Genomic DNA, 26,673 nt, shown 5'->3' with positions numbered 1-26,673 from the left:
AAGCCGCAATCGCAGCAGCCATAAAAAAACGCCAGTCAGCGCTGTGCTGACTGGCGTGGATCGGAGAACAGACCTTGGCTTAATGACGGCGCATGCCGGCGCGCGCCATGCCGACCATGCCCAGGCATGCGGCCAGCAGCATCAGCGCCCAGGCCGACAGCGAGGGAACGGGCGTGGGCGCCGGGAGGGCTGCGATGGTGATGTCCTTGCCCGCCTTGCTGGCCAGGCCCGAGCCGCTCACAAAAGACGTACCCGCCTCGCCCGGCTTGCCTTCAACGGGGCAGGTCACCACCGCGCCTTCGGGGATCGCAGAAGGCGATGTCCAGTTGGCGGGGGTGGGTGCAGCCGGCGTCACGATGGTGCAGGCACCAGGCCCTTGGCTGATACCGGCTGGCAGGCCCGTCACTGAGCAGTTGGCGTCAGCCTGGTCTGCACTGCCCTGGTTGGTGCAGGTAAAGCTGCCTTTGTAGGGCATGCCGATGGTGCCGGTGGCTGGCAAACCGCCCAGGTCGATGACGACGTCTGGCGCGCCCACGACCGTGATGTCCTTGGTCGCAACATTGTTGCGAAGATCGCTGTCACCCGTGGTGCCGGTCGTGCCTGTCGTGGTCGTGGTCTTCTTCACATTGGCGGGTGTGCCCGCCACTTCACAGGTCACCACCGCGCCTTGCGCAATGGGGTTGCCCGCGCTCCATGCGGTATTGCCGGGGCTCAGCGTGCAAGCCTGCACCATGAGGCCTTCTGGCAATGGGCCGGTGGTGCACGCCGTGGCAGACAGCGCATCCGCATTGCCTACGTTGCTGCAAGTGAACGTTCCCTGGTAGGCCATGCCGGCGGTGGCCGTAGCGCCGATGCCGCTCAGATCGATCGCCAGATCCGGCGCGGTGACCGTTATCGTCACCACCGAGCTTGCGCACTTGGCCTGGTCAGGTGCTGCCAGGCACACCTGGTAGCTGAAGGTGTCGGTACCGGTGAAACCCGTGGCAGGCGTGTAGATGAACTTGCCGGGGTGGGCTGGGTCAGCGGCAATCGTGCCTCCGTTGGCCGAAGACGCCTGCGGAGTGACCGTGCTGCCCGCTGGCGCATGGGGGTCGTTGGCGGTCAGGTCCAGCGGCTCCGAAGGCGTGTTGATCCGGGTGCTGGCCGCATCGTCTGCGGTGACCGGTGGGTCGGCAAAAACATTCTTGATGTCGGTGGGCACCCAGGTGGGCGGCAGGCCCGTTTCTGCCGGCAGTCCTGGCAGCTTTTCCTCGCGCACTGCAATGTTGTCCAGCTCAAAGCCGGCGCCCCAAAAGCGAATCTTCTTGATGGTGGTGGAGCCGAAAGCGGTCGTGTCCTTGAGCACATAGTTCAGATAGACATAGGGCTCACCGTTGTTCCCCTCGATAAAGGGGTTGCCGTTGTACTGCGCTCTGCTGTAGGTGATGCTCTGGTCCAACGCCTTCATCGTGAGGTTGGAGGGCGAGTTCAAGAACGCCATCAAGCCGTCCGTGGTCATCGCCGTCAGCACGTTGTCGTTTTCATCGAGCAACTCGACGTTGTTGCCGTTGGAGCCTGCCGACCACCAGAAGCCGACGTAGCGCGCCGGGTTGGTCAAGGTCACCGTGACGCCTAACGGTGTGCCGGTCGTCCCGGCATTGAGAAAGTTGGAACCACCACTGCCCACCGCCGTGCCGGTGCCTGCGCCGCCATACACATTGGCAGCGGCCACATTGGTGTTGCCGCCAGCGCCCACCTCGTATGTTCCGATGGCCCAGTTGCCGGACGTTTTCGTGCCCAGGGTCTCGCCGTTGAATGTTTCGATGGTGTACGACTGGTTGTAGGAGTCTGACCAAGGCAGCGCGCCTTCGGGCACGGCTGCGTTGAGGGCCGCGTTGCGAACGGGCTGAGAGATATAGAGGGTGAGCTCACTGGCCTGGGCATTCCAGGCACTCATTGCGGCGAGGGAGGCCACCGCCAAGGACACACGAACGTTTTTCATATACCTTATAAATTGATTAAAAAACAAAACACTGCACAGGAGTAGTTTTTGTCTATGGATTGAAACGGCAGAAGTCCCTCGCGCACCGGTAGGCGAGTCACTGGGTATCAGGGTTCGGGAAGAGGTTGGTGCGAGGAGCTAGCGGGGCACTAGGTCCAAAGGAGGGGATGTTTGGCCAAAAATGGGTCTGTATTCAAGGAAACCCTCAGGGGCGTTCCAGCCCAGCGGGAGATCCGCTCGAACCCATAGATTTTAAATCAAAATTAACATCTATTGACAAAATTTACAAATGTAGATTTGCTTTGGGCGCACCTGCATCCGCCCCCGTCGCTTGCGACCCCTGTCTCTACCTTTGTGCAGTGCAACTATCCCGGCGCCGATGTTTTGCGGTGGCTTTGTATCCAGGCCACGAAGGCATCCAACTGCGCATTGAACTCTTCCGCTGATGCATCGGGCGCCTTGGCCTGCCGCAAAAAGAACGCGGCCCGCTCAGCCATGTCCGGAAAGCGCTCCACGAAATACCGCACATAGTCCTCCAGCGACTGGGGCCAGTCGCCGCCCTCGGCAGGGCGCAGCACATTGGTGGCGCGAACCAGTTTTCTAGCGGCTTCCTTTTGCAGCCGTCGCAGGGTCGCCAGGTCCTGCGTCGCAGCGATGCCTGCGGTGTAGCCCTTGAGTATCTGCACATAGTCGCCATTGACCGCCCGCGCCACCGCAGCGGATGGCGCAAAGGCCGCAAACTGCAGGCCCAGATCCGCGCCATGGATGCAGCGGCACTCGTGTTTAAGCCAGTAGCCCCAGCTGTACAGGTTGGCGGGCTTGAGCACATCGGCCAGCACGCCGATATCGAAATCGACCTTGCTCACTTCCGGGTGGCGCGCCTGCAGCGCCAGGCGCAGTTGCTCCAGCAAAGCTGCCTCGTCGGCTGCCAGCGGCCGGGTCAACACCAGTGTTAGATCCAGATCCGAGACTCCGGGCGTCGCCGTCGCCCGCGCCACGCTGCCGTAGAGGTAGACGCTGTGCAGCAGCGAGCCCAGCGTTTGCTGCAGACTGGCCAACGCCCCATCGACCAACGCTACGAACGCCGCTTGCAGCGGTGGCGATGGGAGAAGGTCAATGGTGGTACGGGTATTGCTGGCTGCGCTGGTCATGCGGGGCAGGATAGCGCAACCGCCTAGCGGTTGGCCTCAGCACTGGTAACGCGCAGTCAGCATCACTTTGCGCGGCTCGCCATAGACATGGCTGGGAAGGTCGCCGTGCCGGACAAGGCGTTGTAGCAGGTCCTGTCAAGCAGGTTGTTGACGTTCAGGCGCAAGTCCAGCTGTGGTGTGGTCTGCCAGCCGATCACCAGGCCGGGAATGCCAGGTGGCAAGTCCGCCATGGCCGTGCCTCATCACCTGCAGCGGCAGTTCAATGTGGCACAACCCCACCAGTCGTGTGTCACCGACCCACAAAGGCTGGCTCTAGTCTGCGCTCCGCCACCTGTCCCTGGTCCTGGATGCGTTCTCATGAACAGTAATAGCAAAGCTGGCGCATGCGCCGCTACCAGCTCGGATACCAAGACAAAGCGCACAGTCCCACCATGCAGACCTTGGGATGTAATGCCATTTCTGCCGTGCTACAGTCATGGCGCTGCGCCCGTAAAGCGCAGCCGGGATTGGCGTCCTGTTGAATCTCCACGACGTAAGCCGTGGTCTCTATTTCGCAGAGTCTGCGGCTTTCCAAACCACCTGGAATCCCTCATGACTAAGTCCTTCCCCGCGCGCATCTCTGCGCCCACCTCCCCCATCGGCGGAACCGCCCCTATCCAGCTGAATGCCGACGCGCACCACGCGCGGAACAGGGTTGCACACCCACTGCCTGCACTCCGCAACCGGTGGCGGATGGGGGCGTCATCATGACCAGCAAGCCCAACCCTGCCGCATGCGTGGATGCCAGCCCGGATACCTCCCGCCTTGATACCGCCCACGCCGAAGCCATCCATGCCATCGCGGGCCAGGGCGAGCCGCCTTTGGACATCCACGAGATTTGCAGGCTCCGCAGGGCTTGCGGCTTGACGGAAGACCTAGCGCTGACAGCGTGCGAAGCCCAAGCGATCAATACGCGCTTGTATGGCATGAGCGCGATATCGGCGCTATTGGTGGGGGCGGATGAGGATGGGCCGTTCAAGCTGAGCAAGTGGCTGCAAGGGGGTCTGCACAGCGCGTTGTATGCGCTGACGGAGGATGCCCAGGCGGTGCTGCACCGTGCCCATGAGAAGGCTGCCCCAGCGCATAAAGGCAGCGCCACCGCATAAAAGCAGCGCCACCGCATAAAAGCAAACGCCACCCGAGGGTGGCGTCGATGCGGGGGGCAGGGAGAGGGCGATCAGCTGATCAAACCATTCTTCAGCGCGTAGTACGTGAGGTCGCTGTTGGAGTTCAGCGTCATCTTTTCCATCAGGCGGGTGCGGTAGGTGCTGACGGTCTTGACGCTCAGCGACAGCTGCTCGGCCACGTTGCTGGCGGTTTCGCCCTGGGCGAGCTTCAGGAAAACCTGGAACTCACGCTCGGACAGGTGCTCGTGCGGTGGCGCGTCGTCCTTGCGGCCCAGTTGCTGGGCCAGCAGGTTGGCGACCATCGGGGTCAGGTAGCGTTTGCCCAGCGAGATGGTGCGGATGGCTTCCACGATCTCGCTCGGGTCGCATTCCTTGTTCAGGTAGCCGTTCACACCCTGGCGGATCAGGTTGATGGCGTAATGCTCGGCCGGGTAGCCGCTCAGGATCAGGATGCCCATGTCGGGCTCCTTGGCGCGCAGCATGGTCAGCGCATCAATACCGCTTTGACCGGGCATGGACAGGTCCATCACCAGCACGTCAATCGATTCATTGCGCACCAGGTCAATGGCTTCGCGGCCATTGGATGCTTCTCCCACGACGCGGATATCTACAAAATCCGCGAGAAACTGCTTGAGGCCCGAACGAACGATGGCGTGGTCATCGACAAGTCCTACGTTGATCATTGGTCTTCCTTGGTAGCGGCAGCCCGGCGGTGCCGGTCCTGCCCACTGTCTTTTAAAACGAAATTATCGGAACTTGCAGGTGAGGCCCAAATGGCCATTAAAAACTGCCCCTGCGCATATTGCATAACACTGATAAATGAATAGCGCTAATATCTAATTATTGATTTCAAACGGTCGGATTCAACTTCTACCAATCTGGAGGTGGCTCAACACATAAACCCGCCGCAATGGTTGGTAATCGGTGGAGCCACAAGCCTCAATGGCGTACTGATTAGTTTAACCATGGTTTGCAAATCGTTTGTGGGTGGGGTAGGACGAGCTTTGTCAGCGCAGGCCTACAAATGGCAAAAGCCCTTAATTTGCTGGACTTGCCTAACACGGAAATTTTGCTGATCGGGTCGCTGTGGTATATTCAGGCGGCATAAAAAGAAAATATCCTACAAGGATAAATTCCCTCATGCAAATCTCGAACTGCAATAGCTTTTATTGCAATAATCATTTGTTATTGGATTTGCCATGAGAATAGTCTATATAGAAGACAACGACGAGTTACGAGAGACGATCGGCAGCCTGATGGAAGGGCCTGGCCGCAGCGTTACCTGTTGCGCCAATGCAGAAGAAGCACTGCAGCTCGATGCACAGGCGCCGTTTGATCTGGTGGTCACCGATGTCAGTCTGCCCGGCCAGTCGGGTACCGAATTGGCCCAGTCTCTGCTTAAAACCGCGCCGCAGCGCTGGATTGTGCTGTGCACCGGCTACGACCTGGGCCACTACCCGGCGCAGTGGGGCCCCCACGTGCGCACCTTGCTCAAGCCTTTTGAGATTGAGGACCTGGAAGATCTGCTCGGCCAGATCGAGACCCAGCGCTCCTCCACCACGTTGCAGTAAGCGCCGGGTCAGCGCTCGCCCATGCCAGGAAGGACGGTCGCTGACCGTCCTTCTGCTTTTGGGAGACCGCCGGGGCAGACCGGCACCCCGCATCTGTCCCTTGCTCCATCCCAACGACAGCGTTGGAGTCCTTTGCAGAACCCCGCCAGGCGGGACGGGCGGGGACCGCCTGAATCTGTGTTCAGACCACGGCCGGGCGTTGCGCAGCAGGGGGCTTACAGCACGGTCTGCTGGTTCTGCGCCAGCGGCTGGCGCGGCAGGCGGATCTCGAAACGCGTCAGCCCCTCGGCCGATTGCACCTGGATGCTTCCGCCATGCGCCCGGGCAATCTGCTGCGCAATGTAGAGCCCCAGGCCCAGGCCTTCGCTTTGGCCTGGCTGGCGCTCGCCGCCGCGGAAGGGCTTGAACAGATCGGGCAGCAGGCTGGAGGGGATGGTGCCGCCATTCTGGATCGCCAGCACCACCTCAGCAGGCTGGCTGCCATCCAAGGTCACACTGATGGGCGCATCGGCTGCGCCGTGCTTGAGCGCATTGCCCATGATATTGCTCACCACCTGGGCCAGGCGCTCGCCATCCCAGCGGCCCTGGGTATCGCCCTGGGCCTGGTAGTGCAGCACGCGCTCCACGCTGCAGTGGCGGGCGTCTTCCACGGCCGCTTCGCACAGGGGCGCCAGGTCCATCGCGGCCAGGCTCAGGCGCAGGCCGCCGGCCTGGCGGATGCGGGTGATGTCGAGCAAGTCCTCAACCATGCGTGCCATGCGCTGGCTAGTGCCCAGCACGCGTTCGGCCAGTTCCTGGTTTTTGCTGGCATCGGTCTGGCGTTTGAGCAGGCTGGCCGTCGCCTTGATGCTCTGCAGCGGGTTGCGCAGGTCGTGGCTCAGCACGGCCATGAACATCTCGTTCACGCGCAGCGCCTCGGTGCGCTCCTGCAGTTGCTGGGCCAGCTCCTGTTTGCGGCGGTGCAGCTCAAAAAAGATGTTCACCTTCGCGGTGAGCATGTCCGGGTCGATGGGTTTGTACAGAAAATCCACCGCGCCGCTCTCGTAGCCCTGGAACTGCCAGTTCTGCTCATGCGTGCCCGCTGTCATGAAGATCAGCGGAATATGGCGTGTGCGCTCGCTGCCCCGGATCAGCGCGGCCAGGTCAAAGCCGTTCATCTCGGGCATCTGTACATCGAGCAGGGCCAGCGCAATGTCGTTGTGCTGCAGCAGCAGCTCCAGCGCCTCACGCGCCGAGTGGGCCTTGAGGAACTGCACGCCGTCGCGCTGAAGCAGGGCCTCCAGGGCCACCAGGTTCTGCGGAATGTCGTCAACGATCAGGCATTTGATGCCGTCTATGGTCTTCATGAAGCTACAAGTCAAAAATCTAGGCCCGGCTGGTATGCATTGCATCGCTCAGCGGTGGGGCGGTTATTCTTTAATTATTCGATGTTGGATTTCTTTTGGTATATTTTTTCTACGGTCGCCACATCTTCAAAGGCAAATGCCTGGTTCGAGAATCGCAATGATTCCTTCATACCCAGACCCAGAAAACCGCGATGGCATAAGGACTGCTTGAACAGCTCAAATGCCCGGTTCTGCAGATCCGCATCAAAATAAATCAAAACATTGCGGCACGATATCAAATGCATTTCCGCAAAAACACTGTCGGTCGCCAGGCTGTGGTCGGCAAAAACCACGTTCCGGCGCAGTTCCTTGTCCAGCACAATATGGCCGTAATGCGCGGTGTAATAATCAGCCAGCGAGTGTTTGCCACCGGCTTTGAGATAATTCTCCGAGAACGACTCGGCGCGCTCGATCGCGAATATGCCTTGCTCGGCCACGCGCAGCGCCTGCGAGTTGATGTCGGTCGCATAGATCAGGCTGCGCTCCAGCAGGCCTTCCTCATGCAGCAGGATCGCCAGCGAGTACACCTCTTCCCCCGCGCTGCAGCCAGCCACCCAGATCTTGAGCGAGGGGTAGGTGCGCAACAGCGGCACCACCTCGCGGCGCAGCGCCGCAAAATACGCCGGGTCGCGAAACATATCGCTGACCTGCACCGTCAGATAACCCAAGAGCGCGGTGAACGCCGCCGGGTCATGCATGATCCGGTCCTGCAATTGCGACAGGGTTTTGCAGCCAAAGGCGGTAAGCGCCGCCTCCAGCCCGCGTTTGATCGAGCCCTGCGCGTATCCGCGAAAATCGTAGTGGTAACGGTAATAAATACCGTCGAGCAGCAGGCGCTGCTCAATCTCGGCAATCTCGGCCTTCTTGCGTAATGGCATGGGGCTTTATTTAGGCATCCAGACACGTACCAGGGACAGCAGTTTTTCCACGTCCAGGGGTTTGGCGATGTAATCGTTGGCACCGGCGGCCAGGCATTTTTCCTGGTCGTCCTTCATGGCCTTGGCGGTCAGCGCAATGATGGGCAGCCGCTTCAACGGTGCGCGGCCGCGAATCTCGCGCATGGCCGTGTAACCGTCCATCTCCGGCATCATGATGTCCATCAGCACCAGGTCCACGCCGTGGTCTTCGCGGTCCAGCACCTCCAGCGCTTCGCGGCCGTTGCGGGCAATCTCCACCGCAATGCCGGTGGGCTCCAGAATGCTGGTCAGCGCAAACACATTGCGCACATCGTCCTCCACCACCAGCACCTTGCGGCCTTCCAGCGCAGCCTCGCGGCTGCGCGCCTGGGCCAGCATCTGCTGGTGCTCGGGCGACAGGCGCGATTCCACCTGGTGCAGGAACAAGGTCACCTCGTCGAGCAGGCGCTCGGGCGAGCGGGCATCCTTGATGATGATCGAGTGCGAGAAGCGGCGCAGCTGCGTCTCCTCGTCGCGCGACAGCGCCCGGCCGGTGTAGACGATCACCGGCGGGAAGGACACGCCATCCTGCTCCGACATGCGCTCCAGCAGCGCAAAGCCGCTCATGTCCGGCAGGTTCAGGTCCATGATCATGCAGTCATAGGTGCCCTGGGCCAGGTACTCCAGCGCCTGGGTGGCCGTGGCGGCGCAGACCACATCCACATCGCTGTTGCCCAGCAGGCTGTGCACGCTGTCGCGCTGGCGCTCGTCGTCCTCCACCAGCAGCACGCGGTGCATGTTCTGGGTGAACTTGGCTTCCAGCCGCTGCAGGGCCTGGGCCAGTTCCTCGCGCTGCACCGGCTTCAAGGCATAGCCCAGCGCGCCGCGCACCAGCGCCTCCTGCGAGTAATCGGCCACCGACACAATGTGTACGGGGATATGGCGTGTGCTCGGGTTGCGCTTGAGCTGGTCCAGCACGCCCAGGCCCGAGAAATCGGGCAGGTTGATGTCCAGCACGATCGCGTTGGGCAAAAACTGCACGGCCGCTGCGATGCCATCGGCCGCATTGCGGGCCACCTGGCAACTGAAGTCCATCTCGCGCGCCAGCTCCTGCAGGATGTCGGCAAAGCGCGGGTCGTCCTCCACCACCAGCAGGTGGCGGCCCTGGATGATGGTGGGCAACTCCAGCTCAGTGGCTGCTGCGGTGGCGGCGGTGGCCAAGGCTGCGGCTTCGGTTGCCGTTGCGGTGGCCGCATCAGCCGTAGCCACAGCCGTGTTCGGCTGCATCGGTGCCATGGCGCGGGGCGCCGCTGCCGGTGCAATGGTCTTGACCGGCGATGTCAACGGTGCGGGCTGCACGGCGCGCAGTGCGTCAGCCGCCTTGGGCGCCATCGGCACCTCGGCCACCGGCGCAGCGGCCTGCACCAGCGGCATATGAAAGCTGAACACACTGCCCTGGCCGGGAGTGCTCTGCACCGTGATCTGGCCGCCCAGCAACTGCGCCAGATCGCGCGCAATCGACAGGCCCAGGCCCGTGCCGCCATACTTGCGGTGGGTGCTGCCATCGGCCTGCTGGAAGGCCTCAAAAATCAGCTGCTGCTGGTGCTCGGGGATGCCGATGCCCGTGTCATGCACCGCAAAGGTGAGGGTGCCTGGCTGGCTTTGCGACAGCTGCAGGTTCACGCTGCCCCGGTCGGTGAACTTGATCGCGTTGGACAGCAGGTTCTTCAGAATCTGGCCCAGGCGCTGGCCATCGGTCTGCGCATGCGCTGGCACACCAGGGGCGATATGGCAGGTCAGCGCCAGGCCCTTTTGCTGGGCCAGGGGGCGCAGCGGCTCAATCAGCGACTGCATCGCGGTGCTGAGGTTCACCGGCTCCAGCACCACGGTGGCCTGGCCCGCTTCAATCTTGGCCAGGTCCAGAATGTCGTTGATCAGCGCCAGCAAATCGTTGCCGGCTGCATAAATGGTTTGCGCGTACTTGACCTGCTCGCCCGTCAGATTGCCCGGCTTGTTGTCGCCCAGCAGCTTGGCCAGGATCAGGGTGGAGTTCAGCGGCGTGCGCAGCTCGTGGCTCATATTGGCCAGGAACTCGCTCTTGTACTGGCTGGCCACTTCCAGCTCGCGGGCCTTGTCGGTCAGCGCATCCTTGGCGCGCAGCAGCTGCTCGCGCTGGTGCTCCAGCTTTTGGGTCTGCTCTTCCAGGTACACATTGGTCTGCTCCAGCTCCTGCTGCTGCTGCTCCATCTGCGCCTGCGAGCGCTGCAGCGCCTGGCTTTGCTGCTCCAGCTCTTCATTGCTGGCACGCATCTCTTCTTGCTGCACCGTCAGCTCTTCGGCCTGCTGGCGGGTTTCTTCCAGCAGATTCTCCAGGCGCGAGCGATCCAGCGCAGAGCGCACGGCCACGGCCAGGATGGACGACGCGCCTTCGAGCAAATCCAGCTCGGGCTGGATCACCGGGCGGGCAAAGCCCAGCTCCAGCAGCGCATGCACCTTGCCGTTCTCCACCGCCGGGGCCAGCACCAGTTCCAGTGGTTGCGATTCGCCCATGCTCGATGTGATCTTCAGATGGCTTTGGTTCAGGCCCCCCACCTTCAGCAGCTTGCCATTGCGCAGCACCTGGCCGGCTAGGCCTTCGCCCGCCAGCAGGTGGGCCTGCAGTGCATCCTGGGGCAGCGCATAGCCGCCAAACAGCTGGTAGCGGTCGTCCATGCCATGGCGCGCATAGCCGGCACCTACGCGGGCGCCCAGGTAGGTGGCCAGAAAGTCGAGGGCGCGGGCGCCCACTTCTTCGAGGCGGTGGTCGCCTTGCAGGGTCTGGTTCAGGCCCGCCAGGCCATCGGCCACCCAGGCCTGGCGCGCCTTGGTGCGGAACTCGCGCATCGACACCGCCGCCGACGCCAGCACCAGCAGCAGCATCACCGCCGAGCCGCCCCAGGAGATATAGGTCGAGGTGGTGGCCGCCTGCTCCCAGGCGCGGCGGCGCAGATCCAGCTCATTGTTTTGCAGCAGGTACAGGTCGGCCACCTCGTTGTTGAGGTTGTCCATCACCTGCTTGCCTTTGTCGGTGCGCACCAGCGCCAGCGCCTCATCACCCCGGCCGGCCTGCTTGAGGTCGATGGTGGTCTCCAGCTCCGCCAGCTTCTGGTGGGCCAGCGCATCAATGGCCTGCACGCGCTCCTGCCGCAGCGGCGCATTGTCATTGCTGGCAGCCAGCCCGCGCAATTGGCCTTCCAGCGCATTCTGCGCGCGGCGGTAGGGGCCCAGGTAGGCCGGGTCGCCTGTCAGCAAAAAGCCGCGTTGCCCGGTTTCTGCATCCTTGAGGGTGGACGAAAACTCATTGAGCTGGCGCATAGCCGCTGTCATTCGGCCAATGCTGGTGACCGCGCGGGTGCGCACATCGGCTGAATAAACATTGACGATGGCAATAACCAGCGCAGCGATGGCTGCGGCTGCAAACCCCAGCAGCATGGGCAGCGGCAAGGGGAACAGGCTGCGGGGCTGCGACGAACGGGATTGGGGCATGGGGTGAGGGAGGGTGTAAGACGGGAACAGGCCAACAAAAGGCGCGGGAGAGGCGCGCAAATTGTACTTGTACCATTGTTTACAAAGATGTCAGTGAGCTCCTACAAACAAGCCCACGCTCCCGTGTCGTGGGAACGGCAAGTCGCCTAGGCGTAGCGCCCTGATAGCGCGAAAGCATGGCCCAGCCTTGCCAGGCTGCAACATGCCATGGACTGCCGGCGGAGCAGCCCAACAACGCCGTAGTTTGTGCGACCTCAAGTCCGGGGGACGATGGAGGAAAGGGCGCAAAAGTACCGTGGATGTACGAATGTAGCTTGTTGTGAGCGTAACCAAGTCCACAAAAAAGGGGCCCGCACAAGGCGGGCCCAAGGGTCGTCTTCCTAAGAAGCACTTTTCCTCCCTCCAGAGGAACCTCGATCATAAATTAAAATTATTACAAACTACCTGCAATAGCTATAAATAATGTAATTTTTTTGTAAGGTGGATCGGGTAGAGTGCTGCCCCCCACTGATGCAGACCCCTACAAAGGGCATCGCAAACGTTTGCGTATCAAGCGCTTAGCGTGGCCTATAGCGCATCGCACCCAATTGCAAACTGACTGTTGTAGATGCGCCATCCCGCAATGCAACAAAAGGTCTGCGCAGCACGCAGCTGCTGGCGGGCAGCTGCGGCCACGGCTTAGCCCGCCGGCCCGGCCCAGCAGCGGGGTGATGGCAACCCCAAAAAAACCGGCCGCCACTGGTAACGGTGGCGGCCGGTGCTGGTTATCCACTGCTCCGCAGCGGGCTGGCGTCAGGCCAATCGATTGTGGGGGAGGTGGATGCCGCTGCCTGGGGCTCAGGCCGATTTGCGGCTGCGGCGCAGGCCAGCAATGCCCATCAGGGACGAGAGCGACACCATCCCCATGGCACCCAGGCCAGGCACCGGCACAGCCTCTGCCAGGCGCACTGCCTCGCCGTCCTTGATGTCATCGAGCCCATGGGCCGTACCGTCCAGCTCTGCAGAGGTCTCCGCCGCCGGGGCTGCTGTCTCTGCTGCTGCGGCTGCATCGGCGGCAGATGCCGTCAGCGCTGTTGGCTTGGTGGCCGCCACGGTGCCGGTGCCGGGCGTGACGGTGCAGGCTGCTGCCAGAGGGTCGCCAGCGGTGCAAGCGGCTTGCTCATCGGCAGATGCTGCTTTGATGAGATTACGCGTTGATTGCAGGTACCAATTGCGGCCTACCTTCACAAGGTTGTAGCGGTAGGCGCCCACCTGTATGTAGCCCGGGCGGGGCAGGCTGAACTGGCCATTGGAATCGTGCGTGACCTGCACTACCAAGATGCCATTGCCAGTGGTTTGGGCACCTGCGCCGCCCAGATTGCGGATATTGAGGGTGGCGGTGCCGTTGGTGCTCTGACCGATTACCAATTTTTGCGTGGGAGACGCATTGCCACCCAGTGCAGCGTTTAGATGAATCGTGCCACCGTACCCATTCAGGTCATACTTTGTGCTTAGCGTAGTGCTGGTGTCCCTCGTCCCTAGAATGACGTTCCCGCCATTGGTTAGCATGTTGAGAAGAAAGCTATTGCCGTTGGCATCCAGCGTACCGGCCTGGCGGACGAGGTAGGTAGCCTCAGGCAGGGCGGTGGCCGACCCCGCACGCAGCACACCGGCTCGGACCATCACATGCCCGCTGAACACATTATCCCCGGTCAAAACCGTGGTTCCGCCTCCAAACACATTCATCAGACCTGGGCCAGAAATAGACGGGGTAAATTGGTAGTTTCCGGAAGTATTGGTGTGCTTGAAGTTGATGGTATTTATACTCATATCTCCGAACACTACTTTGGGAGTTCTCAGTATGCCTGGCTCTGTGGTGCCTTCAATATTGAGTGTGCCGCTGCCGTTCATGGACGTGCTATAGCCCTTAGCTAGAGTAAGAGTACGGGCAACCTCCACCGCACTGCCTTCTCCAATAGTGAGTTCACCTCGGGTATTTTTTAGGGGACGTCCTATGTCCAGACTGCCACTGACAACCCACTTGGAGCCAGCTCCGCTCAGTGATACATCACCCCAGCCCAAATAAGACTCGTAGCCACAGCTCAATAAACCACCGTTGGTAATCTTGACCGATGTAGTTCCAAGTATGCCCAGCCAGCAAAAATCCTTTGCGGTGAAGGACGAATTGGCACCGTCAATCTCAATGTTGGCAGTAGCGGAGCTGTGCAGAGAGGTGTAGATATCGCTGGTGGTAGATACTGTTCCTCCGTTAAGAACTCTTAAGGTAGAGGGTCCTCGCCCGCCAATCCAGAAATCGTGATTGTGTTCAATGGGAACTATCCAGGAAGATCCTGGTCCGGACACCGTCACCATTGCTCCTCCGTCATCGCTGGTTCCTATAGAGCCACCGGCTGAGAAGATTTTTCCGCCATTGAAAATATTAAGGTTCGCTACTCCCGCTCCGCCCACGCCCAAGCTGAGGGTGTGCCATTCGGCTCCACCGGATACATTGACCGTCCCTGCACTGCCTACTGTTGAACCAATGTTGGCGCGGCCCCGCTGGTTAAAAACGGCGCCCGAGGTCATGTCCAATGTGCCTTCATTGAATTGTCCGACGCTGACATGCCCCCTAAACTCCTCCCGACCACCAAAATCCCCGGTAGGCGTTGTATCACCGCTAAAGCTAATCTGCGCATGCGCCCCACCAACCACTAGGCAGCAAGCAAGAAAAATTTGGCTTCTCAGTAAATTGTGTTTTTTAATCATGGTTTATATGTAGTGTTGTAAAAAGCTATCGACAAGACGGAATTCGCCATAGGTGTGCCAGGCGCTCAACTTGTCTTACTGTTAAATAAATAGTGTTATAGATTCATAAGATGCATTCCATTCGGTGCCCGTCTTTGACGCGGACCCCGCCCTCTCGCCTACAAGTATTTGCTTGTCATCTTAGAAATTAATTTTTTCCAATAAGATTAAAGAAATATCCGTGCCTGCATTCGTTCTTGTATGCAAGACGCGAATGGAGCGAAGGTTAACAGTTCTTATTGATTGAATTAATAAATTTTACTAATTCAATAGGCTAATGATCAGAGCGGAAACATGCCGGTCTGTTGCTAATAAAAACCACGAATAGAATAATTCAGTATTGATAAATTGATGTTCATCAATTGGTTTTGCTTAGCGCATGCATTGGCGCGCTATAGAGCGAATTTTTTTAAATCGATGGGTTGGTGCGGAACAAAATTTGCTACATCTGCGGCCGAGGATGTTTTTCTAGCGCGTGGGGAGTGCTGCGAATTACTTACAACTATGCAAAAGGCTGTAACCGTGTCAACCTGCTGCATTTGGCATGGCTGCAACAGGCAGGGGGTTGGGTGGGTAGAAGGGGTGGTGAATGGGCAATGCATAAAGGTTGGTGCTGGAGCGCAGACACACCCTCACCCTAGCCCTCTCCCGCAAGCGGGAGAGGGTATAAAACCGACTCCCTTTCGCCAAAACTCCCTCTCCCTCTCCCGCTTGCGGGAGAGGGAAAAAAGCTGGCTCCCTCACCCTGGCCCTCTCCCGCAAGCGGGAGAGGGTATAAAGCCGGCCGCCATTTTCCAAAACTCCCGCTCGCGGGAGAGGGCAGGGGTGAGGGTGGACATCCCCAAAACTCCCTCTCCTGCTTGCTTGGAGCGCGGACACTCCCTCACCCTAGCCCTCTCCCGCAAGCGGGAGAGGGTATAAAGCCGGCCGCCATTTTCCAAAACTCCCTCTCCCGCTTGCGGGAGAGGGCGGGGGTGAGGGCGTAGATCCAGGCGCAATGCGCTCATAAAAAAGCCGATAAACGCCCAGCCAACACAGCCAAGCGTTCCAACACCAGGCAAAAGAAAAGCCCCGTATCAAACGGGGCTCCAAAGCGGGCTATAGAGGCTGGCTATAAATCAGCCATCAACAGCGCTAGGTTTAGGGTTTGCGTCAGCAGTCGTCGCGATTAAACCGGCTTGTGATCCTTGCGCACGCGGCGCAGGCCCAGCAAGCTGAGGATCGACGCCATCGACATCAGACCTACAGCACCCATGGTGGGCACCTTGTGTGGGGCGGTGCCGCCGCCGTTCTCGCCTGGGTTTTCACCACCGGGGTTCTCACCACCTGGGTTTTCAGGGTTCTCACCGCCGCCGTTGTCGGTCTTGTCCTTGTCTTTGATCAGCACCTGGGCCGCAGGGCCGGCCACGGTATAAGCGTCTGCAACGGTGGGCGGGGCTACGGCCAGTTCGGCGGTTACATCGCCATCGTCGGCAGTGTTGTTGGCCACGGCGGTGATGGTGCAAGTGCCTGTGCTGGTGTTGGCTGCTATCAGCATGGGGGAGGTGCAGGTGGTGGTGTAGCGCGGGTTGGCAGCGGGCACGGCCAGGTTGATGCTCAGGTCGGCGGCGGGTGCCAGATTGAGCGATACCGTGCAGGTGGCGACCTGGTTGTCTGCATCGCTCAGCTCGGCTGGGCTGCAGACCACGCTGGCGGTGGGCGAGCTCTCGGCACGCGCCTCGCTCACCAGGTACCAGTTGTTGCCGGTCTTGACCAGGTCGTAGCGGAAGGTGCCTGCCTGCACATAGCCAGGGGCGGGCAGTGCAAACGTGCCGTTGGATGCACCATTGACCTGCACCACCAGAATGCCTTCACCGGTGGTAGCCGCACCGCTGCCGCCCAGGTTGCTGATGTTCAAGATGGTGTTGCCGCTGGTGTCGCCGTTGACGACCAGTTTTTCTGTGGCCGAGCTGCTGTCGCCCAGCGCAGTGTTCAGCTCGATGCTGCCGCCCTCGCTGCTGTAGTTGCCTGCCACGGTGAGCGAACCACTGGTGCCACCGGCTGCCATGGTGACGGTACCGGCATTGCGCAGCGAGCCAACGGTGGGGGCGAAGGTGGCGGTATCCATCTTGGCGCCGCTGGCCACGACATAGTCAGACGCGGGGCTGAAGCCGGTGGTGGCACCTGCGCGCAGGGTGCCCGCCGCAATGCTGGTGGTGCCGCTGTAGCTGTTGTTGCCGGCCAAGGTGGTGGTGCCGCCGTTGCGCACATTCACTGTGCCGGGGCCGCTCATGGAGGTGGCCAATTGGTAGCTGCCAGAGGCATCGCTGTGGTTCAGGTTGATCACACCGCCCTTGTTGCTGCCAAATGCCAGCTCTGGTGCGGTCACCAGGCCGGGGGGGCTAGCGCCTTCGATATTGAGCGTGGCGCTGCTGACGATGGTGTCATCCGCAGCGTTGGGCAGGTTCAGCGTGCCGCCCACCTCTAAAGCAGTACCTTCGCCAATATTGAGGATGGAATGCACATCGGTGCTGAGGGCCGTAAACAGATCCTGGCCGATCACCCATTTGGAGCCTGCGCCTGTCAGGCTTACGCTGCCAAATACCAGCGATCCATAAGTGGCACAGCGCATCTGCCCGCCATTGCTGATGCGCACTGTCGTGGCATCCGATCCGCCAAAACCGCATCGATCGTCGGTTTGCAGCACGGAGTTGGCACCATCGACCTCAACCAATGCGACAGAGTTGGGGGCGTTTGAGCTGGTGATTTGTTTGTTGCTGGAGACCGTCGCACCATTGCGTACCCGCAAGGTGCCGGGCGCTTGCCCCTGGCCAATGACCAGGCCTGAAGAAAAGGGATCGGTAATCACCCAGGAGGAGCCTGGCCCATCGACCGTGGCGCTGCCGTTGCCACCCAGGTTTCCACCCACAATAGCGCGGCCGGAGGTGAGCTTGCCGCCATTGAGAATCTCCAGCGTACCCGTGGCGGTATTGCCTATATCCACATTGCCTGCGCTGTAGCTGGCGCCCAGATCGCCGCCGGGAGAGGTATTGCCACTAAAAACAATGCTTTGCGCCTGCGCTGCGCCAGCCAACAAACAGCAGGCAGCCAGGGCAAGGGTCGTCTGAGGGAGGAAAGGCTTTGTCATATTGATGAAGGTTTTTTAAGTTGCAAAAAGCTATCCATTGCGAGGCTTAAAGCCTTCTGTGCAGTGGTAGCGCGGCTCATCTGGAGGGAGGGATGAGAGGCCGCTAGGGAAAAGGAACGTAGTAGGGCAACAAAAAGGGGCGGTAAAAGCCGCCCCTCGGTGTTAAGCCGTTTTGGCGCTGCTGCGCGACTGGCGCGTGCGGCGCAGGCCCAGCCAACCCATGATGGAAGCCATCATGGCAAGACTTACCGCACCCATCGTGGGCACCTTGTGCGGGGCGGTGCCGCCGCCGTTCTCGCCTGGGTTTTCACCACCGGGGTTCTCACCACCTGGGTTTTCAGGGTTCTCACCGCCGCCGTTGTCGGTCTGGTCCTTGTCCTTGATGACCACTTGCGCAGCAGGGCCAGCAACGGTGTAGGCGTCTGCAACGGTAGGGGGCAACACAGCGAGCAGGGCGGTCACATCGCCATCGCCTGGGGTGTTGTTGGCCACCGATGTGATCGTGCAAGAGGCCTCAGTGGCGTTGGCAGGGATCAGCAGTGGCGACGTGCAGGTGGTGGTGTAGCGCGGGTTGGCGCCGGGCACATTGAGGTTGATGCTCAGGTCGGTGGTCGATGCCGCGCTCAGCGACACCTTGCAGGTCGCAGTCTCGGCCACTGCATCGCTCAGCTCGGCAGGGCTACAGACAACGGTGACGCCGGGGCCCGATGCCTCTGCACGCGATTCGCTCACCAGGTACCAGTTGTTGCCGGTCTTGACCAGGTCGTAGCGGAAGGTGCCCGCTTCGAGGTAACCCGGCGCTGGCAGGCTGAAGGTGCCGTTGGATGCACCATCGACCTGCACCACCAGAATGCCTTCACCCGTGGTAGGCGCACCGGTGCCGCCCAGGTTGCTGATGTTGAGGATGGTGTTGCCACTGGTGGCGCCATTGACGACCAGCTTTTCTGTGGCCGAGCTGCTGTCGCCCAAGATGGTGTTCAGCGCAATGCTGCCGCCGTTGCCGCTGTAGTTGCCGGCCACCGTCAACACGCTGGTGGTGCCGCCCGAGAGCATCGTCACCGTGCCCGCATTGGCCAAGGTTTTGACGGTGGGGCTGTAGGTGTTGATATCGAGCGTGCCGCCGCCCGCCACCACAAAGTCAGAGGCAGGGCTCAATGCGGTGGCAGCGCCTGCGCGCAAGATACCCGCATTGACATTGGTATTGCCCGCATAGCTATTGGCGCCGGTGAGCAGCGTGGTGCCGGAGTTGCTGGAGTTGACCGTGCCAGAGCCGGACAGGGGAATGCCAAACTGGTAATCGCCAGAGGCATCGGTATGGTTGAAGTTCACCACGCCCTGACCGTTGACCCCAAATTCAAAAGTGCCTGCAGTCAGCACCCCCGGGATGCTGCTGCCTTCGATATTGATCGTGCCGGTGCTGTTGGCCGACGCGCTGCTGGCGTTGGGCAGGCGGAGGTTGGTGGCGACGGATACCGCGCTGCCCTCGCCGATGGTCAGTACGGCGTTGCTGGCGGCTTCGTTATTACCCACATCGAGGCTGTCACCGAGAATCCACATGGAGTCAGCGCCATTCAAGGACACCGTTCCGAATCCCAGATAGCTGCTTTGATAACACTCCACTTGGCCACCGTTGGTGATCTGTACGGACGCCACATCTTTGACGCCAAAAGAGCAGTTGTACACCGCCAACATGTTCGATTTTGGGCCGTCCACCAGCACCGTGGCGGCAGAGCCCGTAGTGGCTGCCAAATTAAAGCTGGCCGAGGTGGCAACACCCCCGCCGTTCAGAACACGCAGTGTTCCTGAGCCGCCATTGCTGCCAATGGTCATGTCGTTTTGGTAAAGAGGCGGGATGTTCCAGCTGCCGCCGTCCACCGTGACGGTAGCCGTGCCGCCTGGGTTTTGACCAATGATCGCAACTGAAGAAGCGATGGTCGAATTATTGAGGTTGACGATGCCTGTGCCAAATTGGCCCACCGTGATGTCACGGGTCTCCCAGTTGGAGCTGTTGGTCATTGTCACGGTCCCCGTGCTTCCAGCATTTGCGCCGACGATTGTCACCCCGGTGTTACCGAACTGCGTAAAGCCATCCACAGCCAGTGCCCCGGCCCCCGAGTTGCCAATCGTGATATCTGTGGTGTTGTAGTTGGGCCCCATGCTGCCCACCGGCGTGGAATCACCACTGAAGGTGATGTTTTGCGCCTGGACCATGCCGGTGGCGCAGGCCAGCAGGCAGGCGGCGAACAGCGCGTTTTTTCTGTGAGGGAGGTATTGGGTTTTCATAACTATTTGTGGTTTGTATGTTGTGAAAAGCTATCCATGTAGAGGCTTATGCCTTCTGTGCCATGGGTTGCGAGGTTCTTCTGGAGGGAGGATTAAGAGGGTGAAGCCTGTTTAGCGCCGTGGACGGCGCAGCGCAGACCCCGCATCGGCACTGGCTTGCGGGCCAGCCGTTGCAGAAAGCGGCGATGCCCAAGTGCTGGTGCCTTGGCACTGCACGCTGGCTGCATACCGGCGGTGAGGGAGGAATGGTGTTTTCATGATGTTTCCTGGTTGGGGGCGAGAGGCCAGCATTTCTGCGGACCACTCGCTGTCATGTAAAGCAATGTGGTGTATAGATTAGGGCAATTACCTATATGTGATTGATAACAAACGTGTATCTGGGCGCCAATGTTGCAATGTGGTGGCTATCACCGGGATTAAGAACTCCAATGCACCTCTGGAAATGACTGCCTTTGCGTTAAGCGAAGCGACTGCTTTCTCTCTCATCCGCACCGTTATTGAGAATGATTGCGATATATCAAGTTTTTCTCATCCCGATAACCAGCGCATAAAGCTTGGCCGCCATCGCTTGTGCCAACGCAAGGTGCTATGCACTCAAGCCATGTATGCAAGCAATGGCAAACCGCGTATAGGCTATCACGATGAATTGTTATTATCTATAACAGCGATATTTTTGATAGGTTATTGTTTTTAGTCAGTGGTGCTGCATGGGCCTGGCTATAGGCTGGCAAGATGGGCTGATATATGTCGTTGTCAGGCCAGGTACAGACCATGCATCCTTCCCCCGCCGGGGCCTGGCGGCATCGTCTGGCCAATGGCTGACGGACGTGATGAGGCCATCAAGACAATCGATGTAATTGACGGGCCCGCTTGCTGGCTGCGGCCATGCGGATGCAAATGGCGGTAACAGCGGGCGACAAGGCGCGGCGGCTGGAGTAAGGGGCGCCGTGGCAAAAATGCAGCATGTTGCATGCCGCATGCGGCCGCGCTGCCTGGCGCGGCACTGCTGGCACACGCGCGCCGCTGGGCACTTGGCGGCGGGTGCCGGAGGGCGGAGCCTGCGCGGGCATCCGCCGACCGCGAGCCGGGGGGCCAGCAGCGGTGGCTATGCCGCTGCTGCCCCTGCTTGGCGGCTAAAGCGCCCCCTGGCAGCGCGAGGGGGCTTGGCGCTGCGGCGCCTTAGGCCGCTTTGCGCGAGCGGCGCAGGCCCAGCAGACCCATTACCGAGACGAGCGAGACAAGGCCCACGGTTCCCAGGGTGGGGACGGGCGTGGCCGTGCCAGGGGGCACAACGGCATTGCTTCTGATGGTAATTTGTGCGGCAGGGCCTTCGACCGTATAGGCATCGGGCGTGGTGGGCGGGGCAATGGCAATGTCTGCAATCACATCGGGGGCGTTAGGCGTTGTGTTGGCCACTGCGGTGATCGTGCAAGTGGCTTGCGTAGCATTGGCAGGGATCACCAGCGGCGATGTGCAGGTGGTTGTAAAGCCCGGGTTGGTGGCAGGCAGGGTCAGGTTGATGGGGGTGTCGGTGGTAGAGGGGGCGCTGAGGGTCACGGTGCAGGTGGCGACTTGACCGGCAGTGGCCAGTAGCTCGGTGGGGGTGCAGACCAGGGTGGCGGTGGGGGGGACTGGTTCTGCAAATGGTACGACCGTCATACTGAAAGCGAGGGTTCCATTGTTTTGATCCCAGCCCTGCGCATTGCTAAATTGTCCGATATTGCCATTCAGCACAGCACTAAAACCACCCCCATAGGTGAATGCGTTTTCAGTAAGGTCATCGTTGGTGATGCCTGTCGGCGCACTGGAATTGGACATGATCAACGCATATTTCTGCCCTGCTTGCAGCGTTGTAGTCGCGATGGCTCCAAGGTCAGCGGCGCTGTAGGTATGGACGGTGGTTGAAACGGCGGATCCCCCGCCAATCATATTGAGCGTGGTAGATGCCAGCGCCGCACCTGTGGGGAAGTTGGAGGGGTCTTCCAAACGATAAAGGCTTAGAGTGGCAGTAGTGGGTATTGCATCCAGGTCCAAACCAAAAGAAAGCTCAACAATGCGCGTGGGCTCCGCGCCGGTTTGAAATGCTGGGCCACGTTTGGCTTCGTCAAAGACCGTATAGGAGGCTGGACCGTCAATAGGCAAGCTGTTCATTACCACTACAGGCGTTGGTGCAGGCTGCGCCGACACCCAAGGCGCCCAGGAAGCAGCACAAGCCAATAAACCGATGACGGCATAACGGCGCAAGGCGTTGAAGGTTGTTGCGGGCATATTTCTCTCCATCTATTCAATTAAATCTATGGGCGTGCATTGGTTCATGCGCGCTTCTATGGCGTAGCTACAGCCTTGCCCACGAGGCAATATTTGCTGTAGATCAACAATAATCGTTAATTAATAATTCATGTCATTTATAAAAGCCAGATGTTGGAGATATGGGATTATTCAATTTCATAGTTTTTGGCGATTTGAGGGAGGGTTTGGGGTAATGGCTTGCTATTGATAAATGAGTGCAAGAGCTATAGCGGTAATGGCAAATGCCAGTAGCGAGGGGGATTGGATTCGCCAGCCAGATGCGCAAGCGCGCTTAAAAAGGTGGGGTGGGTATTGTGTTTCTGTATGTTTCTAGAGTGATGGGATAGCTATCCAACCTGTGGGTGGTGCCGTGTGCAGTCGCGCAGGTTTGGGCAGGCCAAAGCCAATCTTTGGGTGTCAATTAATAGAAAAAATGTATCTAAAACATAATCTGATGTGTAAGTTGCTATCTGGCGCTAAAAGGCTTATCAGGCCTGGCATTTGGCGAGCAGGGTGGTGAGTGCAAAGGTGCCGTGCATCTATGTGCTTGCCAATGCTTGGAAAAGTGCGCATGGTCTGGTGAGGCTGAGACAGTGGAGACGACGTTGATGGCAGCCTTGGGGGCAGATCTGCATCCGTTGTACGCAAAACCTGTATACACATGGATCACTGACGCATAGGCTATCACTATCGATTGTTAATTTCTATGAAAACATCTTGGGCTGCATGGAATTGACCAATATCAATCCCTGCGCGGGATGTGCCTATAGGCGGGGGCAATGGGCTAACGCCCACGCTTGTCCAATGTCCGCAGCGGCTGCTGGTGGTTTGGTTGCGCAGGTAGCTATCTGGGGAGCGCCCGCCTGAGGTGGCTAGCGGCGGCCTTTGGGCGGCCAGGCCTGCAGCCTGCCCACGCGCGGGGGTGGCGCAGCAGCTATGCAATCGCCTGTAACAGCAACTGACAAGTAGTGGCGTATGGCGTATTTACGAGCGCTGCCCAGCTGCGGCCAGCGCATGGCAAGAGGCCAGGCGGCTTGGTGGCAAGCGCGGGCCTGAGGCCGTGGTTGCTTGGTGAGCCGGGGGCGCACAGGCTGCAGGCCGCTTAGCGCTGTGCGAAGAGCACATGCCAGGGGTGCTGTGCACGCCTTGCCTGGCAGGTGCGGCGGCATGCTGCGCCACCTGGGGTGGTGGGGGAGGGGCGCGGCAGCTGCTGGTGCCGCTTGAGCCCGGGCAGCTGACACCAGGCGGCAGGCTGCTGCCTTCTCAAGGCTGGGTGGCTGGGCTGCACTGCCAGTTGCCGCCCATCAACTGGCAGCGGATGCCTTTAGGCCCTTCCAGGCGCTGCGGACCAGAGCGGGTGAGGAAGTTGCCTTGGTTGTCATTGCAGCCGCTGGCGTTGCAGCTGATGACGAATACCGGTTGGGGTGTGCCCGGCGTTTGGGCTGCGGCGGGCTCAAAGGGTTGGGGGCGGGGCTCGTCTTTGTCGCTGCCGCTGTCGTGCTCGGTGTGGCCCTGGTTGCTGCCGCTTTGCTTGTCGCGCGCTGTGTTGCTGCTGCTTGTGCTCGTGCTGTTTTCGGTCGTGCTGGTGCTGGTGCTGGTATGGGAGCCGGCCCCGGTCCCGGTGTCGCTGCGCTGGCGGTCGCTGCGCTCGGCCGGCTGGGTCTTGCCGGCCTGTTGCCCGCTGGCGGCTGCGGCCGATGGGGCCGCGTGTAGCGCCAGGCCTACCAGCATGGCTGCCAAGATGATCGAACCACGCATTCTCACTCTTCCTCTGCTTGGGGCGGTTGCTGCCCTGGCTGACGACAGCCCCTCCAAACGGGGGCTGTCATGCTTTCTGTACTTTGTCTGACGCGCGCGCGCCAGGCCGATGGCTACATTCACAGCTATGAACCCACCAGACCTCAAACCTACCAAGCCCACCAATTCCCACACCCCCGCTGGGCGATTCGCCAACAAGCGTTTTGCCATCATCGGTGGGATTGTGCTGGTGTTTTTATTGATCGCGATCTTTGTGCCGCACTGATAGCGCAGCCGCGTTGCAGTGGCGTACAGCGGGCAGCCCTTGGGCTGCCCGTGCTGTTGTGTGGGGTTAAATGCTGGGCAGCGGGGCGCTGCTGATTTGGTAAATCTGCCCGTCATACGAGCCGGCCAAAAACTGCGCGGCAGCGGCGTCAAAGCACAGAGACGATATGCCTGAGGCGGTGGGGCGTTCGCAGGGCAGCCAGTGCTGGTGATGCGTGTCGTAGATGGCTACGCAGCCGCCGTAGGAGCCTGATGCGATAAAGCGGCCGTCTGTGGATGCGGCCACACACTTGATGGAGTGGCTGTGGGGCGTTGGCACGGTAGTGACCGAGAAATCCTCCCAGATGCGAAGCTGCCTGTCGCGGCTGATGCTGATGAAACGGTCGCCCGGCAATGCCGCGCAGCCGTTGGCGATGCGGCCATGGGCCTGTTTTTTTCTGGCTTTTTCGCGCAGATCCTGGATGGAGAACCAGGCGGCACTGGTGTCGGCACACACCGAGAAGATGAGGCTGTTGGATGCGGCGACGGCCTTGACGGCGTTCTCATGCAGTTGGAGGGTGCCCACCAGCGCCGTGGCGCCTTCTTTGGAGACGGCAAACACCAGGCCTTCACCGGTGTAGGTGCCTATGAGCACATGCGCTACGCCATGGCGCATGAAGGCCGTGCCGCAGTTCAGAGGCGATTTGTGCTGGTAGATGCCTTGCCCCGTGCGTGCATTGAACAGCTCCCCCGTTTGGCCGCCGGTAAATACCTGGCCGCCCGCTGCGGTGAGAAAGTTGCACAGACTGCCTGTCTCGCTGCTGGCCCGGCCGTTGATGCGCAGGGTTCCGGCGTCGCCGATGGTCATGCGCCCAGCGGGGTGCGCGATGACGGCGTTGACCCCTTGCGTGGGATCGACCTGGCGCAGATCCCACTGGCCGCTGGCGATATCAAAACTGGCGTATGACGAGCCGAAGGTGGCGAAGACCAAGGTGTTGCTGTCCAGAAAGGCACAGGACCTGGGCCATATCTGCGCAGGTATGGCCGATTGCGCGATCAGGTCGATGCGGCCTGCGCTGCATTGCCATATCTTCAAGAACCTGTCGTAGCTCAGGCTGACCAGCAGTTGATCGCTGTCTTGGTAGATGAGCCGCTTGATGCCGGAATCGTGGGCTGGCATTCTTTCGGTGCCCGATGCGCTCAGCGTGATGATCTGGCCTACGTCGTTGCCGGCGTAGATGCGCCCGTCCTGGGCGATGGCGATGGTGTCTGTCTCGATACCGCCCAGATCGATGTCGCTGACCAGCGTTTGCGTGTGCAGCGACCAGTGTTTGAGTGTGCCGTCGTCGCTCGATGAAATCAGCCCGTCGCCAGCGGTGTTCCAGGCGATGGAAATCACATCTGCGGTATGGCCCTGGAAGCGGCAGATCAGCCGGCCTTCGAAATTGAATACCCGCACCTGGTGGTCGCGAGATGCGGTGGCAATCAGCGACTGACTGGGATGAAAAATGGCCATCTCGACATCGTCGCCATGGTCGGACATGACCGCCAGCAGCTTCATGCTGGGTACGGACCAGAGGCGGGCGCTGGTGTCGCTGGATGCGCTGACCAGGTATTGCCCGTCGGGGCTGAATTCGAGCTGGTTGGCCAGGTGGTCGTGCCAAACGCGTGCAAGCGCTATTTTGTTTGCGGCATCCCACAGGATGATCTGGTTGTCATACCCTGCCGTTGCAATAAACCGACCGTCATATGCTGCAACGCCGCTGATGGGAGATTGGTGGGCAATCATGGGGTGTCCTTGTAATAGCTGGGTAAATCAATGGTGTGTGATGTGACCTTGACCTTGGATGACAGGTAGAGGCTGTTTTCGGTATTGCAGAAAACACCGGTGGGTATGCGCGCCGCGATGCCGATGCCCGCAGCCAATAATTGGCTGGCCTTGTCGGGGTTGTTGCTCAACAGGCGGATGGTGGGAATATCGAGCGCCTTGAGCATGTCGGCTGCCACCTGGTAACTGCGCTCATCGTCCTTGTGGCCCAGCGCGCGGTTGGCGGCATAGGTGTCGAGGCCCTGCTCCTGCAGGCAGTAGGCCTCCAGCTTGCGGTACAGGCCTATGCCCCGACCTTCCTGGCGCAGGTAGAGCAGCAGCCCGCCTTCCTGGTGCAGACGGTGCACGGCCTCATGGAGCTGCGGGCCGCAATCACAGCGTGCCGAGCCCAGTACATCGCCGGTCACGCACTCAGAATGCAGGCGAACCAAAGGTGCATTTCGCGTCAACCGCTCAAACTGCAGTGCAAAGTGTTCGCCGTTGTCGCTCAAATGCCAGAAGCTGATTATTTTGGCCAATGCCGTGCCGCCGTTGTTCAACAAAATGGGCAAGCGCGCGATATTGCGAACCGTTGCCATAGGCGGCTGAGCGGGGGTGTTAGGTGGGCTATCCTCTAATCCGTATAAACTCATAATAACCTTCTTTCTTTAAAAAATGGATGCGCATATAAAACGGTAGGGAAGTCA

The 26,673-nt window shown here is 60.1% G+C and carries 18 protein-coding genes; 4 read left to right on the top strand and 14 right to left on the bottom strand.

Annotation, left to right across the window (positions count from 1 at the left end; translation table 11 throughout):
• Positions 1 to 79: 79 nt before the first annotated feature.
• The 3 genes from LPW39_RS03140 to LPW39_RS03130 form a co-directional block, all read right to left on the bottom strand.
• Positions 80 to 1,981 carry an IPTL-CTERM sorting domain-containing protein gene (locus tag LPW39_RS03140; protein WP_230771255.1) on the bottom strand — a complete coding sequence of 634 codons (1,902 nt, stop codon included), beginning with the start codon at positions 1,979 to 1,981 and terminating at the stop codon, positions 80 to 82.
• Positions 1,982 to 2,346: 365 nt separating this feature from the next.
• Positions 2,347 to 3,132: a nucleotidyltransferase domain-containing protein gene (locus LPW39_RS03135; protein WP_230771254.1), complete on the bottom strand. Its 786-nt coding sequence runs from the start codon at positions 3,130 to 3,132 to the stop codon at positions 2,347 to 2,349.
• 62 nt (positions 3,133 to 3,194) lie between these two features.
• A complete protein-coding gene (locus LPW39_RS03130) occupies positions 3,195 to 3,362 on the bottom strand; it encodes a hypothetical protein (RefSeq protein WP_230771252.1) in 168 nt (55 codons plus the stop codon).
• Between the two features lie 516 nt (positions 3,363 to 3,878).
• On the opposite strand from LPW39_RS03130, the gene LPW39_RS03125 reads away from it, so the two are divergent.
• Positions 3,879 to 4,277, top strand: a complete 399-nt coding sequence (locus LPW39_RS03125) for a hypothetical protein (protein WP_230771251.1) — start codon at positions 3,879 to 3,881, stop codon at positions 4,275 to 4,277.
• A 71-nt stretch (positions 4,278 to 4,348) separates the two neighbouring features.
• Here LPW39_RS03125 and LPW39_RS03120 read toward each other — a convergent pair whose 3' ends face one another.
• Positions 4,349 to 4,981: a response regulator gene (locus LPW39_RS03120; protein ID WP_133855691.1), complete on the bottom strand. Its 633-nt coding sequence runs from the start codon at positions 4,979 to 4,981 to the stop codon at positions 4,349 to 4,351.
• A 516-nt stretch (positions 4,982 to 5,497) separates the two neighbouring features.
• Here LPW39_RS03120 and LPW39_RS03115 point away from each other — a divergent pair.
• Positions 5,498 to 5,869: a response regulator gene (locus LPW39_RS03115; RefSeq protein WP_230771249.1), complete on the top strand. Its 372-nt coding sequence runs from the start codon at positions 5,498 to 5,500 to the stop codon at positions 5,867 to 5,869.
• A gap of 215 nt (positions 5,870 to 6,084) precedes the next feature.
• On the opposite strand, the gene LPW39_RS03110 is transcribed toward LPW39_RS03115, so the two are convergent.
• The 6 genes from LPW39_RS03110 to LPW39_RS03085 all read right to left on the bottom strand — a co-directional run bounded on the left by LPW39_RS03110 (position 6,085) and on the right by LPW39_RS03085 (position 19,869).
• Positions 6,085 to 7,215, bottom strand: a complete 1,131-nt coding sequence (locus LPW39_RS03110; RefSeq protein ID WP_230771246.1) for a hybrid sensor histidine kinase/response regulator — start codon at positions 7,213 to 7,215, stop codon at positions 6,085 to 6,087.
• 74 nt (positions 7,216 to 7,289) lie between these two features.
• Positions 7,290 to 8,132, bottom strand: coding sequence for a CheR family methyltransferase (locus tag LPW39_RS03105; protein WP_230771244.1), 843 nt, complete (start codon positions 8,130 to 8,132; stop codon positions 7,290 to 7,292).
• A 6-nt stretch (positions 8,133 to 8,138) separates the two neighbouring features.
• On the bottom strand, positions 8,139 to 11,675 hold the full coding sequence (locus tag LPW39_RS03100) for a response regulator (protein ID WP_230771243.1): 3,537 nt from the start codon (positions 11,673 to 11,675) through the stop codon (positions 8,139 to 8,141).
• An 837-nt stretch (positions 11,676 to 12,512) separates the two neighbouring features.
• Positions 12,513 to 14,420, bottom strand: a complete 1,908-nt coding sequence (locus tag LPW39_RS03095; protein ID WP_230771242.1) for an autotransporter outer membrane beta-barrel domain-containing protein — start codon at positions 14,418 to 14,420, stop codon at positions 12,513 to 12,515.
• 1,207 nt (positions 14,421 to 15,627) lie between these two features.
• On the bottom strand, positions 15,628 to 17,535 hold the full coding sequence (locus LPW39_RS03090; protein ID WP_230771241.1) for an autotransporter outer membrane beta-barrel domain-containing protein: 1,908 nt from the start codon (positions 17,533 to 17,535) through the stop codon (positions 15,628 to 15,630).
• A 213-nt stretch (positions 17,536 to 17,748) separates the two neighbouring features.
• Positions 17,749 to 19,869: an autotransporter outer membrane beta-barrel domain-containing protein gene (locus LPW39_RS03085; protein WP_230771240.1), complete on the bottom strand. Its 2,121-nt coding sequence runs from the start codon at positions 19,867 to 19,869 to the stop codon at positions 17,749 to 17,751.
• A 355-nt stretch (positions 19,870 to 20,224) separates the two neighbouring features.
• Here LPW39_RS03085 and LPW39_RS03080 point away from each other — a divergent pair, with 355 nt between their 5' ends.
• Complete coding sequence (locus LPW39_RS03080; RefSeq protein WP_230771239.1) at positions 20,225 to 20,563, top strand: hypothetical protein; 339 nt, start codon at positions 20,225 to 20,227, stop codon at positions 20,561 to 20,563.
• Between the two features lie 485 nt (positions 20,564 to 21,048).
• Here the strand turns inward: LPW39_RS03080 and LPW39_RS03075 are convergent, their stop codons facing one another.
• A complete protein-coding gene (locus tag LPW39_RS03075) occupies positions 21,049 to 22,137 on the bottom strand; it encodes a hypothetical protein (RefSeq protein WP_230771237.1) in 1,089 nt (362 codons plus the stop codon).
• Positions 22,138 to 23,421: 1,284 nt separating this feature from the next.
• A complete protein-coding gene (locus LPW39_RS03070) occupies positions 23,422 to 23,916 on the bottom strand; it encodes a hypothetical protein (protein WP_230771236.1) in 495 nt (164 codons plus the stop codon).
• Between the two features lie 127 nt (positions 23,917 to 24,043).
• Here LPW39_RS03070 and LPW39_RS03065 point away from each other — a divergent pair, with 127 nt between their 5' ends.
• Complete coding sequence (locus LPW39_RS03065; RefSeq protein WP_230771234.1) at positions 24,044 to 24,181, top strand: hypothetical protein; 138 nt, start codon at positions 24,044 to 24,046, stop codon at positions 24,179 to 24,181.
• Positions 24,182 to 24,247: 66 nt separating this feature from the next.
• Here LPW39_RS03065 and LPW39_RS03060 read toward each other — a convergent pair whose 3' ends face one another.
• Both LPW39_RS03060 and ribA read right to left on the bottom strand, forming a co-directional pair.
• Entirely contained in the window at positions 24,248 to 25,948 is a 1,701-nt protein-coding gene (locus LPW39_RS03060; protein ID WP_230771232.1) for a WD40 repeat domain-containing protein, read from the bottom strand.
• A complete protein-coding gene (gene ribA, locus LPW39_RS03055; RefSeq protein WP_230771230.1) occupies positions 25,945 to 26,565 on the bottom strand; it encodes a GTP cyclohydrolase II RibA in 621 nt (206 codons plus the stop codon). Before ribA ends, LPW39_RS03060 begins: the two co-directional genes overlap by 4 nt.
• Positions 26,566 to 26,673: the final 108 nt, after the last annotated feature.

Origin of the sequence: Comamonas koreensis (genome assembly GCF_021026195.1) — a bacterium.
Taxonomy (GTDB): Bacteria; Pseudomonadota; Gammaproteobacteria; order Burkholderiales; family Burkholderiaceae_C; genus Comamonas; species Comamonas koreensis.
This window is presented reverse-complemented; position numbering and strand designations above follow the sequence as displayed.